This window comes from Kitasatospora sp. NPDC017646, from assembly GCF_044329365.1.
GTDB lineage: Bacteria > Actinomycetota > Actinomycetes > Streptomycetales > Streptomycetaceae > Kitasatospora.
The window spans coordinates 190,031-204,157 of record NZ_JBIRJC010000009.1 but is presented as its reverse complement, the minus strand read 5'-3'; the positions used below and the strand labels follow the sequence as shown (position 1 = coordinate 204,157).

Sequence of the window (14,127 nt, the reverse complement as noted above, 5' to 3'; positions counted from 1 at the left end):
CACGACGTCAGACACCCCCCGGGCCCCTGGCTTGCCCCTGACCCGTGCGTCAAGGGTTAACGTCCGGGCGTCCCGCGGCGGTCCGACCGCCGCACCGCCTTCCCCTCCGCGAGGAGCACCGCCATGGCCCTGCCCACCACCGCCCGCGTCGTCCGGCTGGCCGCCCGGCCGAACGGGCTGCCCGCGCCCGAGGACTTCACCATCGCCGAGGAGCCGCTGCCCGGGCCCGGGCCCGGCGAGGTGCTGGTCCGCAACCGGCCCTTCCTGGTCTTCCCCGGCCTGCGCACCCTGATCGGCGGCGGGGGCGCCGGCCTGCCCCTCCCCCGCATCGCACCCGGCGACGCGCTGTTCGGCCCCGCCCTCGGCGAGGTGCTCGCCGCCCCGGACGGCGGGCCGCTGCGCCCGGGCGACCTGGTCACCCACCTGGCCGGGTGGCGTGACCAACTGGTCGGCGAAGCGGCCCGGTTCACCCCCGTCCCGGCGGACTTCCCGGACCCGATGGCGCTGCTCTCGATCGCCTCGGCCGGGTACGGCGGCCTCACCCGCACCGCCGGGCTGCGGCCCGGGGACGTGGTGCTGGTGACCGGCGCCGCGGGCGCGGTCGGCAGCATGACCGGGCAGATCGCCCGGCTGCTCGGCGCGGCCCGGGTGATCGGCACCACCCGCTCGCCCGCCAAGGCGAAGCGGCTCACCACCGAACTCGGCTACGACGCCGTCCTGGTGCCCGGCGAGCGCCCGTTCGCCGAGCAACTGGCCGAGGCCGCACCGGAGGGCGTCGACCTGGTGCTGGACCTGGTCGGCGGCGAGCAGCTGACCGCCGCCGTGGACGCGGCCCGGCGCGGCGCCCGGATCGCCGTGGTCGGCGCCCTGGCCGGGCAGCTCGACCCCGAAACGCCGGGCGGCGACGCGCCCGCCGTCATCGACAGCTTCCGGGTCTGCACCCTCGGCCTGACCCTGCGCGGTTTCACCGGCGCCGACCACCCGGACCTGGACGCCGAATGGCGCGAGCGCCTCGCCGGCTGGCTGCGAGCCGGGAACCTCTCCTTCCCCTGGACCTCGGTCAGGGGCATCGATCGGGCTCCCCACGCGTTAGGCAGGCTGTTCACCGGAGACACCGTTGGAGCGATCATCGTGGAGCTCTGAGCACCGAGGAGGCGGGATGCGGATCGGCGACGCGGCAGCCGCGGCGGGCACCACCCCCAGGGCCCTGCGCTTCTACGAACAGCGCGGCCTGCTGCCCCCGCCGACCCGCACCCCCTCCGGCCAGCGCGAGTACGGCCCCGGCGCGGTCACCAGGGTCCGGGCGATCCGCCAACTGCTGTCCGCGGGCCTGACGGTGGACGACCTGGTCAGCCGGGTGCACCGGTTCGACCTGCTGGACGAGGACCCGCCGCGCCGCTGCTGCTCCACGGACCCCGGGCCCGAGACCTTCGCCCCCGTGGTGTCCGCCCGCCTCGCCGCCCTCGACGCCGAGATCGCCCGGCTGACCGCCCTGCGGAACAAGCTCGCCCGGCTCGCCGCGACGGGGGTGGCGGACGAGCCGGGCGAGGACTGAGGGGTGGACAGTCCGCGTGGTCAGCCCCGTGGTCAGCCTGCCTCGGGCGCGAACTGGGCAGTGGACGGTTCAGGCGCGACCTGGGGGCGGGGCCAGCTGATGCGGGTGGCGCAGAGGGAGACCACGGCGGCGGAGGCGGCGACGGCGGCCATGCCCCAGACCAGACTGGTGCCGCCCGCGATGAAGCCGATCACGGCGGGGCCGGCCAGCAGGCCGGTGGTGCCCGTCGCGGCGACCAGGGAGAGGGCGTCGGAGCCCTGGCGGGCGGCGGCGACGTAGACGCACGGGGTGACGGCTGCGACACCGAGGCCGACGCAGGCGAAGCCGAGCAGGGTCGGCACCACTCCTCCCGCCAGCAGCGCCAGGGCGAGGCCGAGTCCGGCCAGCAGGCTGCCGGTGCGGACGATCCGGCCGTCGCCGAAACGGGTGCGCCAGCCGTCGGCGAAGATCCGGGCACAGACCATCATCACCGAGACGACCGCGATGCCCATCGGGGCGAGTCCGGCGCCGGCGTGCACCACGTCCTTGAGGTACAGCGCCGACCAGTCGTTCATCGCGCCTTCGGTGACGGTGCCGAAGACCATCGCCAGGCCCATCCAGAGGGTGACCGCGGCGGGCAGGGCGAAGCCGCGGCGCGCCTTCCTCGGCTCCGTCGCGGCGGTGGCTTCCTGCGGCCCTTCGGCCAGCAGGCCCGGCCGGGCGGCTGCCACCAGCACCGCCAGCAGCAGCGCCGCGAGCCCGAAGTGGACGGCGAGGGTGCCGGTGAAGGCGTTGACGCCGGAGGCCAGCAGGGCGGCCAGCAACGAGCCGGCACTGAAGGTGGCGTGCAGCCTGGACATGGTGGTGCGCTCGAATCGGGCCTCCAGCGCGGCGCCCTGGGCGTTCATCGCGACGTTCAGGCAGCCCACCGCGACGCCGTCGCAGAACAGCACCAGCAGGGTGACGGGGTAGTTCGGCACCACCGACAGTGCCGGCAGGATCACGCCGAGGGCGAGCGCGGAGAACACCGAGAGCAGGCGGGAGCCGAGCCGCCGCATCAGCACGGCGACCAGCGGGAAGGACACCGCCGCACCGATCCCGCAGGTCATCAGCAGCAGCCCGATCTGGGCCTCGCCCAGATCGAGCCGGGCCTTGAGCGCGGGCACCCGGGAAACCCAGGTGGCGTACTGGAACCCGAGGACGAAGAACAGTGCGCCGATGGCCAGTTGGGACCGGCGGAACTCGTCGCGTACGGGGGACATGTGCATCAGCCCACTTCGGCTCGGGAGGGGGAGGGGACGGCGTCGGCCGAGGATGGTGCCAGGGGCTTGGCCATGTAGACCGCCTCGGTGCCGTAGCTGGCGGGCAGCGCGATCTCGGGCCGGGAACGGTAGCCCAGTCGCGACCAGAGCACCTGCGAGCCGCGTACTGCGACCAGCGAGAGGCTCCGGTAGCCGGCGGCCCGCCCGGTCTCCTCCAGGTGGAGCAGCAGCCGGTCGGCCAGACCGCGCCCGCGCGCCCGCTCGGCGATCACCAGGTCGTGGGCGTGCAGGTTGCTCCCCCGCACGACGCCGTCGGACTCGGCCCGGCTGAGGTCCGGGCAGCGGAACAGCGGGTACGGCAGGGCGAGCAGGTACCCGCAGAAGCCGTCCGCGTCCTCCAGCACGAAGCAGGTCGACGGTGAGGCGCGGTGCCGGGAGCGCAGTGCCGCGCCGCCCTCGGACAGGCCGCTGGGGGCGTAGGCGCGCTCCTCGGCCGCTATCACCTCGGGCCAGTCGCCGTCGCGGAGCAGCCGGACCCGGGTGCCGGTCATGCGCCACCCCGCTCGGAGACGGAGCTGGACGCGGTGCCGGAGCCGGAGCCGCCGACGCAGGTGTACGGCAGCGGCGCGAAGCCGTTGAACCCCTGGGTGGCGTAGGCGGTGGCGTACGCGCCGCAGGAGTGGATCCACACCGGGTCGCCGGAGGCGATCGCGCGCGGGACCCGGACCCGGCCGTCCTCCTGGGCGAAGGCGTCGTCGCTGTCGCAGGTCGGCCCGGCCACCACGGCGTTGACGAACTGGCCGCCGGGATCGGTGGGGAACTCCAGCCGGTACTGCAACTGGTCCATCTCGTACAGGCCGTTGAACTTGCCGCAGCTCAGGTAGAGCCAGTCCTCGCGGGTGCCGTCGAGCCGTTGGCGGGAGGTGAGCCGGGCGACCCGGGCGCGGATCGCGCCGTGGTCGGCGACCAGGTGGCGACCGGGTTCCAGCAGGAACTCCAGCGGGGCGGCGTTGACGGCGCGCAGCCGTTCCATGCCCTCGCGGAGCACCGTGAACATCTTGTCCAGTGGCGGTTCGAGCGGGTGGCCGTGCCGGTCGAGCACGCCGAGGGCGGGCAGTCCGCCGCCGAGGTTGATCCGGGCCGGCACGATGCCGCGCCAGTTGAGCGCTTCCAGGACGGCGGCCAGTGAGTCGATCGCCGCGGCCCAGGCCTCGGCGGTCATCTGCTGGGAGCCGACGTGGACGGACAGGCCGGAGGGCACCAGCCCGGCGGTGCGGGCGGCGCCGAGCACCCGCAGGGCGTCCTCGGGCGAGCAGCCGAACTTGTGGCTCAGGCCCCACAGGGCGCCTTCGCCGGTGGTCGCGATGCGGCAGAAAACCCGGGAGCCGGGGGCGTGTTCGGCGATCGCGGCGACGTCCTCCAGGCTGTCGGTGGCGAAGTCGCGCACGCCGAGCCGGTAGGCCTCGGCGAGGTTGCGGTCGGACTTGACGGTGTTGCCGTAGTGGATCAGTTCGGGGGCGACGCCGGTGCGCAGCGCCTGGGCGATCTCCTGGGGGCTGGCCGCGTCGAAGCCGGAGCCGAGCCCGGCGAGGTGGTCGAGCACCTCGTCCACCGGGCAGGCCTTCATCGCGAACCGGACGGCGACATCCGGCAGTTCGGCGCGCAGGGCGGCGTACTGACGGCCGATGCCGTCCAGGTCGTAGATCACGGTGTCCTCGGTCGCGGCGGCGAGCGCGGCACGCAGCGCGGCGTGGTCGTGCGGCTCGCGCCGGGGCGCGGCGTCGGCGTGCACGGCGGCCGGTGCGGTCGGGGCGCGGTGGTTGGTCCTCCCGTGGTCCGCCCGTCGGCACTCGTCGGCGGAGCGGCGTGGCTCGGCGGTGCGCCGTGGTTCGGCGGTGCGCCGTGGTTCGTTGGCGCGGCGCGGCTCGGTGGCGCGGCGCTCTTCGGCAGAGCGCGGTGCGGCGGGCGAGCGCGGTTCGGTGGTCTGGCGTGTCACGTGTGAACTCCCGGTCCGACTAGCGCGGCAGCCGGTCGGCGGGCGTGGCCTTGCTCGCCCGCACCAGCGGGCCCCACGCGTCGATCAGCAGGGCGAAGTCCTCGATGTCCGCCTGCGCCTCGTCGAGCAGACGCGCCCTTGCGGGCGCCAGGTGGTCGGCGAACTCGGCGTACTTCCCGCCCAGTCGCCGGTAGCAGCGGTCGAGTTCGGCGAGTCGCCGGTGGTTCTCGGCGCGGTCCGTCGCGGCGCTGCGGCGGGCGGAGTCGGCGATCACCTCGGGGCGGACGTGGTGGTGCTCGTCGAGCAGGGCGTCGCCGGCCCGCTCCATCTCGGCGTAGACCGGGTGGAGGTAGAGCATGGAGAGCAGGAACTTGGCGTAGCGCTCCTGGTAGGCGGTGAAGCCCGAGCCGGTGCGCCGTTCCGGCGTGTAGTAGTTGACGATGTGGCGGTTGTGGGTGACACCGGGCAGGGTGGCGTCGTGCACCAGGTGGTGCAGGAAGTAGTCGCTGCCGATGGTGTCGGTGGCGGGCGGCAGCGGCACGCGCTCGTACACCTCGTGGTCGAGGGCGATGTTGCACATGTCGATCCGCCAGATGTCGGGCCGGTCGAGCACGGCGCGGTCGGCGGTGAAGGGCTCGGTACCGGCGCCGGTGAAGGACTCGGCGACGAGTTCCCGCCGCTCGTCCTCGCTGGCTCCGGTGGGCGCCCAGAGTGCGACCACGTCGTGGTAGACCGCCGGGTCGAGGTCGCGGACCTCGCCGAGGTCGACGGAGAGTTCGCCGATGAAGGAGGCGCCGACCAGGGCGACCGGCTTGTCGGCGTGCGCCGGGTCGAGGGTGTACTCGTCGACCGCGGCGGCCGCGTCGGCGGCCTTGAGCCCGATGGTGGCGAGTTCGTGCTCGATCGGGTACACGGGTTCGCCGTCGTGCCACTGGTAGCGGCTGTCGGAGTCGCGGCGGTGCACCGAGGTGCAGCCGAGCGCGGCAGCCAGGAGGAAGGCCCGGTTGGTGCAGGCGCCGTAGGAGACGGCGTCGGGCAGCATCAGGTCGAGCAGCCTGTTCGGCCCGGGCAGGCCGGAGCGCTCGACCGCCCCGCGCAGGAAGGCGCGTTGGGCGTCCTCGTCCAGGTGGTGGACGACCACGCCTTCGGCGGGCGGCAGCGCGGCGGCGGCCGCCGCGTGCCGGGCGCGCGCCGCCGGGTCGGCGGAGTCGAGCACCAGGAGGTGCACCCGGACGCCGAACCGCCGGGCGGCGTGGGCGGCTTCGGCGCCGACGGCGGTGATGGTGTCCGCGCACTCGCGGTTGGTGGGCAGGGTCAGGCAGACGGCGCGCACTACCGCTCCCCCGCGAGCTGCTCGAAGTCGCGCCCGGTCCAGGACCGCAGGCCGAGCAGCTTCTCGCCCAGCTCGGTCAGTTCGGCCCGCCCGTAGCGCAGCGCCTCGGGCCGGTCGGCGTCCCCGACCAGGGTGCGGTTCCAGTCCGGGGTGGCGAGGGTGCGCCAGGACTCGACCCGGGAGCGGCGCAGCGGCTCGGCCTCCTCCAGGGCGGGCATCATGGACAGGTACTGCACCGAGCGCACGCCGCCCTCGGAGGTGTTCGGGGCGACGCCGTGGGCGAGCAGCCCGTTCCAGATCAGCAGGTCGCCGGCCTTCAACTCGGGCCGGATCACCGGGAACTCGGCGCGGTCGACGGCCGGGCGGATCGGGTCGCGGTCGGCGGGCTGGGCGGCCTGCCACTCGTTGAAGCGGCGGAACAGTTCCGGGTCGCACTGGAAGCCGCCGTGGTCGGGGGCGGTGTCGTTGAGCGCGATGATGCCCTGGACGCGTTGCGGCAGCATGCCCCGGGTGGTGTCGACGTCCCAGTGCAGTTCGATGTCGAAGCCCTCGTCGGTCGGTTCGATGAGGGCGCGGTCGCGGTTGCGCACGTTCGGCGGGTTGAGGTTGAGCCGGTCGAGGGTGACCCAGAGCTCCTCGCAGTCCCACACGTCGACGAAGGCGTCGTAGACGCGCTGCGCCTGACGGCTGTCCCAGATGAGCTGGTGGTGGTAGGCCTCGACGAAGCCGTAGATGTGCAGGTGCCGGTCGAGTTCGTCGCGGTACTCGCGCTCGCGGTACCAGTCCTGCGGGCGGTCGGGCGACAGGCCCTGGAACTCCCAGGCGAAGTCGAGCAGCCGCCGGGCGGCGTCGGCGGGGATCGCCTGCTCCACCACGACGTAGCCGTAGGTCTGCCAGTGCGCGAAGTCCTCCTCGGAGAGCACCCGCAGCGGGTGCTTCTTGCGCAGTTCGCGCAGCGCGGTGCGGGCGAGGTAGCTCTCCGTGTCGGCGCTGAAGTAGGGGCGCTCGGAGGCGGCCCGGTACAGATATTCCTCGGCGTGTTCGTCAGGGCTCGGCATGGGCGGTCACTCCGTGGTTCGTGGTCGATGCAGCGCGTCCTCGGGCGCCCGGTGCGGGCACGGCGGGCCGACGGCCGGGTAGCGGCCGGAAGGGGAATTCGGCGCGCGGACCGGACGGCCGTCCGCATGCGCTCCTTCTCGCCCCTGCCCCCGAACAGCGCACCGCGCCAGTTCAGGGGGCCAACTGCCCCGTCCGGCAAGGGCACTCACCCCGCATCAGTCTGCGCCGGACCGCGCTCCCCATACGTTGGACTAGACCAACTAATGGTGTCAACCCTTTCCCGGTGGTAACCGATTGGGAAATCCGCGCAGTTCACAGCGCTCTCCGGTCCCCGCTCTATGTTTCGGAGACGCACATAAGGCCGGGGGGTTTCGGCAATTGACACAAGTGCGACGACGATGAACCCCGACGGCCCGCGAGCCGTTACCCCGGGCCGCCGCCGCCCGCCCGCCGTACGTTGGGACTGTGGCACGCACCCGGCTGGCCCCGCCCGGCTGGCTGACCGAGAGCCTGCGGCCCCGGGACGCGCCGATCCCCTGGGCCGCGGTGGCCCGCGCCTCGGTGGCGCTCGCCGCCCCGCTCGCCGTCGGCACCGCCACCGGCCGGACCGGCTACGGCGCGCTGGTGTCGATGGGGGCGCTGTCCGGGGTGATCGGGGACACCGCCGACGCCTACCGGATGCGGGTGTTCAACATCGCCGTGCCACAGCTGCTCGGCGCCCTCGGCGTGCTGGTCGGCACCCAGGTGTACGGCTCCGGCTGGACGGCCGTGATCGTGCTGACCGTGGTCGCGCTGCTCTCCGGGATGATCTCCTCGATCGGCGCGGTCGCCTCCGTCTCCGGCCTGCTCCTGCTGCTCAACGCCGTGGTCGGGGCCGGCCTGCCGATGCCCTCCCCCTGGTGGCTGCCACCCGCCCTCCTGCTGCTCGGCGGCCTGCTGGTGCTCGCCCTCACCCTGCTCGCCTGGCCGCTGCGCGGAGCCACCCCCGAGCGCGCCGTGGTGGCCGACACCTACCGGGCCGTCGCCCGGCTGCTGGAGGCCACCGGCTCATCCCGCTACGAGGACCGGCGGCGCGACCTCACCCAGTCGCTCAACCACTCCTACGACCTGCTGCTCGCCCGCCGCGCCCGCCGGCACGGCCGCTCCGCCACCCTGGTGCGCCTGCTCGCCCAGCTCAACGCGCTGATCCCGGTGGTCGAGGGGGCGGCCGCGGCCCAACTGCGCCCGCCGGGGTACGGTCCGCTGTCGCCCGCCTACCCGGCCGCCGTGCGCGAACTGGCCGAGGCCGTCGAGCAGGGTCGCACCGGCCCCGCCCCGCCGCCCGAGCTGCCCGAGCCGCGCGGCCCGTCCACCCGCGCGCTGGCCGAGGCGATCGGACACGCCGCCACCGTCGTCCACGAGGCCGCGCCCGACCCGTACGCGGCCGCCGACCGGCTCGGCCGGCCCGCCGGTCTGGAGGTCCGGACCCGCCGGGCGGCCCGCGCGCTGCTGCTGTCCCGCGCGTCCTGGCGGTACGGCCTGCGGTTGGCGCTGTGCATCGGGCTGGCCCAGGTGCTGGTCTCGGCGATCACCGTCCCGCGCTCCTATTGGGTGGCGCTGACCGTCACCTTCGTGCTGAAACCGGACTTCGGCTCGGTGTTCTCCCGGGCGGTGCTGCGCGCGCTCGGCACGGCCGCAGGGCTGCTGATCGCCATGCCGGTGCTCGCCGAGGTGCCGCGCGGATGGTGGGACGTGCCCGTGATGGCGGTGCTCGCCACGTTCATCCCGGCGCTGTCCGCCAAGGGGTACGCCTTCCAGACCGCGGCCATCACCCCGGTCATCCTGATGCTCTCCGACCTGCTCAACCACCAGGGCTTCCACCTGGTGCTGCCCCGGCTCTACGACTCGCTGATCGGCTGCGGCATCGCGCTGCTGGCCGGCTACCTGCTGTGGCCGGAGTCCTGGCACACCCGGATCGGCGAACGGCTGGCCGACGCCGTCCAGGACACCGCCTCCTACGTGTCGCTGGCCTTCACCACCGCGCCGGGGCGGGACGAGCCGGCCCGCGCCCGCTACCGGCGGCGGCTCTACCGGGACCTCTCGGCGGTGCGCAGCGAGTTCCAGCGGGCGCTGACCGAGCCGCCGCCGGTCGGCACCCGGGCCGAGGCCTGGTGGCCGCTGGTGATCGCGGTGGAGCGGATCGTGGACACCACCACCGCCACCCGGGTGCGGATCGAGCACGGCGCGCCGGCGCCGACCGAGGCCGAGATCGGCGCCGTCACCCGGGAGCTGTCCGCCCTGGCCGAGGCGCTGCGCACCGGCACCCCGCCGCCCCGGGGCGATCCGGACGCGCCGGCGCCGGACTGCGCACTGGCCCGGCTGCACCACGAGGTGCACGCGGCCCGTTCGGTGGCGTACCCGTGACCGCGGCGCCTCCGGCTGCTCAGTCCTGGATCCGCCGCCAGGGCCGGTCCGCCTCGAGCGCGAAGGCCAGCTCCAGCAGCACCCGTTCCTGCCCGTGCGCGGCCGACAGGTGCACCCCGATCGGCAGCCCGCTCGGCGCTGCCCCGGCGGGCAGCGCGATGCCCGGGCCGCCGGTCACGTTGTTGACCGGGGTGAAGGCGACGTAGCGCAGCAGCCGCTCGACCAGCTCGTCGAAGGCGACGTTCGGGCTGAGGTGCCCGATCGGCGGGGCGGTGTGGGCGAGCACCGGGGAGAGGATCGCGTCGTGCTCGCGGAAGATCCCCGCGTACACCGCCTCGGCTCGGCGCAACCGCCGCAGCGCGCCCGGGGTTCGCGGGAACTCGGCCCGGAAGCTGCGGCGCAGCCCGGTGGTCAGACCGTCCAGCTTCCCGGCCCGGAAGCTGGGGTCGAGCACCAGCCGGCCGGTGAGCGCGATCACCCAGGCGATGTAGCCCCAGTACGAGAGGAAGTCACGGGAGAACTCCTCGCCGAACGGCAGGGTGGTCGGCACGACCCGGTGGCCCATCGCCTCCAGCCGGGCGGCGGTCTCCTCGACGGCCCGGCGGGTCGCCCCGTCGGTCTTGGCGGTCGGCGAGTCGACCACCAGCCCGATCCGCAGCCGGCGCTCCCCCGGGCCCTTGACCAGGCCGAGCGGGGGCAGCTTCGGGTTGCGGTGGTGGCGTTCGGCGGCGGCGAAGAAGGCGGCGGTGTCGCGCACCGAGCGGGTCACCACGCCGTCGGTGACCAGGTCGATCGGCAGCTTGCCGCCCTGCTCGTTGGTCACCAGCCTGCCGCGGGTGGGCTTGAGGCCGACCAGTCCGCAGCAGGCCGCCGGGATCCGGATCGACCCGCCGCCGTCGTTGGCGTGCGCGATCGGCACCACGCCGGCGGCCACCAGGGCCGCCGCGCCGCCCGAGGAGGCGCCGGGCGAGTGGGAGGTCTTCCACGGGTTGCGCACCGGCTGGGCGGTGGCGAACTCGGTGGAGGCGTTCAGGCCGAACTCGGGCAGCCGGGTCTTGCCGATCACCGCCAGGCCGGTGGCCAGCAGCTGGTCGGTGAAGCGCGCGTTGCGGCGGGCCGGGCGGGCGCGGAAGGCCTCGCTCCCCATGGTGGTGGGCAGTCCGCGCAGGTCGACGTTGTCCTTGAGGTAGGTCGGGACTCCCCAGAGCGGGCCGTCGATGCCCTCGCGGCTGATCCGGGGCCGGTCGTACGAGGCGAGGGCGACGGGCAGCAGCGCGCCGTCGATCCGCCCGGCGCGGGCGGCGGCGGCCGCGACCAGCTCCCGGGGGTTGACCTCGCCGGCCCGGACCAGGGCGGCCAGCGCCACCGCGTCGTGCGCGCCGAGGGCGTCGTCGGTGAACGCGTGGGCCCGCTCGTCGGCCATCCCAACTCCCAACCGGTAGCACCAAGTAGCCGTACCGGCGGGTATACCGGCCGGTAATCGTACGGAGCTTCGCAGTGTAGGCGCGCGCCCCCGCCCCCGGGAACCCCTGCACCGGGCGGCCGCGGGCGCGCCGTCAAGAAAAGGGCGGCGCACGGACGTTCGGCACGCGCCCCCGCGTTCACCCCACCCGCCGGTCACGGACCGTTTCACCGATGGGCCCCGGGAAAGATCCCGAACGCCCGATGAACCGGCCCTCCCAGAGGTGACGCCCGTGACCACCCAGTACCACCCGACCGCCCAGTACACCTCGGTCACCGCGCCCGGCGCGCTCCCCCTGCTCGGTCACGTCCCCGGCTTCGTCCGCAGCCCGCTCGACTTCGTGGCCGGTCTGGCCGCCCACGGCGACCTGGTCAGGCTGCGGCTCGGCCCGCTGGACGCGTACGTCGCCTGCCACCCCGACCTGGTGCGCCGGCTGCTCACCGAGGACCGCACCTACGACAAGGGCGGCCTCCTCGTCGAGAAGGCCCGCGAGGCCTTCGGCAACGGCCTCGCCACCTGCCCCGCCGGTGCCCACCGGCGCCAACGCCGCATGCTCCAGCCCGCGTTCCACCGCGACCGGCTGCCCGGCTACGCCACCATGATGGCCGAGGAGATCGCGGGCACCACCAGCCGCTGGCGCGACGGCGACCTCGTCGACGTGCCCGCCGCGATGTACCGCCTGAGCACCGCCGTCACCGCCCGCTGCCTGTTCGCCGCACACGAACGGGCCAGCACCCTGCCCGTCCACGACGCCGTGGACGCGGTCACCCGGGGCGTCGCCCGCCGGATGATGCTGCCGCTGCCCGGCGCCGACCGGATCCCCACCCCCGGCAACCGCCGCTTCGCACGCGCCCGGCGGACCCTGCGGGAGATCACCCGGCTCCTGGTCGCCGACTACCGCGCGGCCGGCACCGACCACCAGGACCTGCTCTCCATGCTGCTCAGCGCCCGCGACCAGCACGGGCGGGGCCTGTCCGACGGCGAGATCCACGACCAGGTGGTCACCTTCCTGCTGGCCGGCACGGAGACCAGCGCCGCCACCCTCTCCTGGGCCTGGACCCTGCTCGCCGCCAACCCCTCCGTCCGCGAGCGCCTGCACACCGAACTCGACACCGTGCTCGACGGCCGCCCCGCCCGCCACGAGGACCTGGACTCCCTGCCGCTCACCGCCAGGATCGTCAGCGAGACCCTCCGGCTCTACCCGCCCGCCTGGATCCTCAGCCGCACCGTCACCGCCGACGCCGAACTCGGCGGACACCGCCTCCCGGCCGGCGCCACCGTCCTCTACAGCCCCTACCTGCTGCACCGCCGCGCCGACCTCTTCCCCTGCCCCGACCGCTTCGACCCCGACCGCTGGCTCACCACCGCCCGCCCGGCCCCCGGCACCTACACCCCCTTCGGCCTCGGCGCCCGCCGCTGCATCGGCGAGGCCTTCGGCACCACCGAGGCCGCCCTCGCCCTCGCCACCATCGCCGCCCGCTGGACCGTCACCCCCACCCACGGCCGCCCCATCCGCCCCCACCGCAGCTCCTCGCTGTCCCCCCGCTCCTTCACGGCGAGGCTCACCCGCCGCATCCGCTGACGGACGCGCCGACCCGGTGCCCACCCCGGGTTCGGTACTGTCCCGGAACGGGGCGGCCGCATCCGGGCCGACCTGACCCTCCGTTCGACCGGGACACCATCAGCACATGAACGCTCGACGCCCGTCGGGGCTCCTCACCGGGCTGCTGCGCGCCGTCCGCACGTACCCGCGGCGCTCGCCGCTGACGCTCGTCTACGTCGTCCTGCTGCTGCTCGGACACGCCTGGCTCGAGTACGGGCTGTCCGAGCAGCAGGCCGACGACCTGCGCGACTACATCAGCACCAACCTGGACAACCTCCACGACCACCCGGTCCGCGCCCTGATCGGCAGCGCCCTGCTGTACGACGGCACGCTCACCGACATCGCCTCCACCGGCTTCGGCGGCACCCTGATCACCCTCGGCCTCGGCATCGTCGTCGGCCTCGCCTGGGCCGAGCGCCGCTACGGAACGCCGCGCGCCGCCGCGGTCTTCCTGGCCGGGCACGTCGGAGCCACCCTGATCACCGCGCTGGTGATCCTCTTCGCCCTGCACCAGGGCTGGTACCCGGCGAGCGTGCGGGAGGCCGCGGACTACGGCATCAGCTACGGCGCCCAGGCCGCCCTCGCCTTCGCGGTCCTCGCCCTCCCCCGCTGGGCCCGCCTGCCCTGGGCCGCCTTCGTCCTCGCCTGGCCCCTGGCCGGCGACCACGAATGGCCCGGCCCCATCCCCGAGTTCACCACCATCGGCCACCTCCTCGCCGCCGCCCTCGGCTTCACCCTCGCCGCCGCCACCGCCGCGCACCACCGGCGGCGCACCGCCGCCCTCGCCACCGCGAGCAGCGGGGGCTGAGTCCCGCCTGAGTCCCGCCTGAGTCCCGCCGACGGCCGTCAGTGCGGCGGGCGGCGGTCGGCGGCGAGGGTGGCCAGCAGGCGCTCGATCGCCGCCAGGCGGTCCCGCAGCTCGTCGACGTCGCTCTTGGTGGCGCTCTGCTCGGCCGCCTTGAGGGTGACCAGGAGCTGGCCGTCCGGCTCCAGACGGGCCCGGGCGACGTCGGTGACGTTGTCGCCGTTCTGCAGCCGGATCGCGTGTTCCAGCTCTGAGGGGCGCAGCGCCAGCTCGCGCAGGGCGCCGGGGATCAGCTTGCCGTCGCGGACGACCGTGGTGGGCCGGCCCTCCAGGACGCGCGCGGCGCGCGGGTCGCGGGCCAGCCAGCGGGTGACGGCGGCGTTCACCGCGATCAGGGTGACCGCCCCGATCGCACCGCCGAGCAGGCTGTTGTCGTTGCCGATGATCGCGTTCTGCACCACGTTGGAGAGCAGGAACACCACCACCATGTCGAAGGTGTTCAGCCCCGCCAGCCCGCGCTTCCCGGCGAGCCGGAACAGCACCAGGATCAGCACGTAGACGGCGACCGTCCGGAGGATCTTCTCCACGATCGGAATCTGGACGACCAGCAGGTCATGCCACACGGCCCCGCTCCTCCCACCACGACTTCCGGAACGGGGCCGACGCTACT

12 protein-coding genes are annotated in these 14,127 nt (G+C 74.5%); 5 read left to right on the top strand and 7 right to left on the bottom strand.

Going from position 1 to position 14,127, the window contains the following annotated elements:
- Nucleotides 1-123: 123 nt before the first annotated feature.
- Both ACH4J0_RS17150 and ACH4J0_RS17145 read left to right on the top strand, forming a co-directional pair.
- The gene (locus ACH4J0_RS17150) at nt 124-1,143 is read left to right on the top strand and encodes a zinc-binding dehydrogenase (protein WP_396240820.1); all 1,020 of its coding nucleotides are present in this window, start codon (nt 124-126) and stop codon (nt 1,141-1,143) included.
- 16 nt (nt 1,144-1,159) lie between these two features.
- Nucleotides 1,160-1,555 (top strand): MerR family transcriptional regulator, encoded by a 396-nt coding sequence (locus tag ACH4J0_RS17145; RefSeq protein WP_396240818.1) that lies wholly within the window; start codon nt 1,160-1,162, stop codon nt 1,553-1,555.
- 32 nt (nt 1,556-1,587) lie between these two features.
- Here ACH4J0_RS17145 and ACH4J0_RS17140 read toward each other — a convergent pair whose 3' ends face one another.
- From ACH4J0_RS17140 to ACH4J0_RS17120, 5 genes are all read right to left on the bottom strand, one after another.
- Nucleotides 1,588-2,796: an MFS transporter gene (locus tag ACH4J0_RS17140; RefSeq protein ID WP_396240816.1), complete on the bottom strand. Its 1,209-nt coding sequence runs from the start codon at nt 2,794-2,796 to the stop codon at nt 1,588-1,590.
- 5 nt (nt 2,797-2,801) lie between these two features.
- A complete protein-coding gene (locus ACH4J0_RS17135) occupies nt 2,802-3,347 on the bottom strand; it encodes a GNAT family N-acetyltransferase (protein ID WP_396240814.1) in 546 nt (181 codons plus the stop codon).
- Nucleotides 3,344-4,588 carry a type III PLP-dependent enzyme gene (locus tag ACH4J0_RS17130; protein ID WP_396240956.1) on the bottom strand — a complete coding sequence of 415 codons (1,245 nt, stop codon included), beginning with the start codon at nt 4,586-4,588 and terminating at the stop codon, nt 3,344-3,346. Before ACH4J0_RS17130 ends, ACH4J0_RS17135 begins: the two co-directional genes overlap by 4 nt.
- A 223-nt stretch (nt 4,589-4,811) precedes the next feature.
- Nucleotides 4,812-6,125, bottom strand: a complete 1,314-nt coding sequence (locus tag ACH4J0_RS17125) for a DUF6271 family protein (protein WP_396240812.1) — start codon at nt 6,123-6,125, stop codon at nt 4,812-4,814.
- Nucleotides 6,125-7,183, bottom strand: coding sequence for a phytanoyl-CoA dioxygenase family protein (locus ACH4J0_RS17120; protein ID WP_396240810.1), 1,059 nt, complete (start codon nt 7,181-7,183; stop codon nt 6,125-6,127). The genes ACH4J0_RS17125 and ACH4J0_RS17120 overlap by 1 nt, the downstream gene beginning before the upstream one ends.
- A gap of 466 nt (nt 7,184-7,649) precedes the next feature.
- Between ACH4J0_RS17120 and ACH4J0_RS17115 the strand changes: the two genes are divergently transcribed.
- Nucleotides 7,650-9,587, top strand: a complete 1,938-nt coding sequence (locus ACH4J0_RS17115) for an FUSC family protein (protein WP_396240808.1) — start codon at nt 7,650-7,652, stop codon at nt 9,585-9,587.
- Nucleotides 9,588-9,606: 19 nt separating this feature from the next.
- Here the strand turns inward: ACH4J0_RS17115 and ACH4J0_RS17110 are convergent, their stop codons facing one another.
- Nucleotides 9,607-11,010: an amidase gene (locus ACH4J0_RS17110; RefSeq protein ID WP_396240806.1), complete on the bottom strand. Its 1,404-nt coding sequence runs from the start codon at nt 11,008-11,010 to the stop codon at nt 9,607-9,609.
- A 271-nt stretch (nt 11,011-11,281) separates the two neighbouring features.
- Between ACH4J0_RS17110 and ACH4J0_RS17105 the strand changes: the two genes are divergently transcribed.
- Nucleotides 11,282-12,631, top strand: coding sequence for a cytochrome P450 (locus tag ACH4J0_RS17105; protein ID WP_396240804.1), 1,350 nt, complete (start codon nt 11,282-11,284; stop codon nt 12,629-12,631).
- A gap of 106 nt (nt 12,632-12,737) precedes the next feature.
- Nucleotides 12,738-13,460 carry a rhomboid-like protein gene (locus ACH4J0_RS17100; protein WP_396240802.1) on the top strand — a complete coding sequence of 241 codons (723 nt, stop codon included), beginning with the start codon at nt 12,738-12,740 and terminating at the stop codon, nt 13,458-13,460.
- A gap of 38 nt (nt 13,461-13,498) precedes the next feature.
- Here ACH4J0_RS17100 and ACH4J0_RS17095 read toward each other — a convergent pair whose 3' ends face one another.
- A complete protein-coding gene (locus ACH4J0_RS17095; RefSeq protein ID WP_396240800.1) occupies nt 13,499-14,080 on the bottom strand; it encodes a DUF421 domain-containing protein in 582 nt (193 codons plus the stop codon).
- Nucleotides 14,081-14,127: the final 47 nt, after the last annotated feature.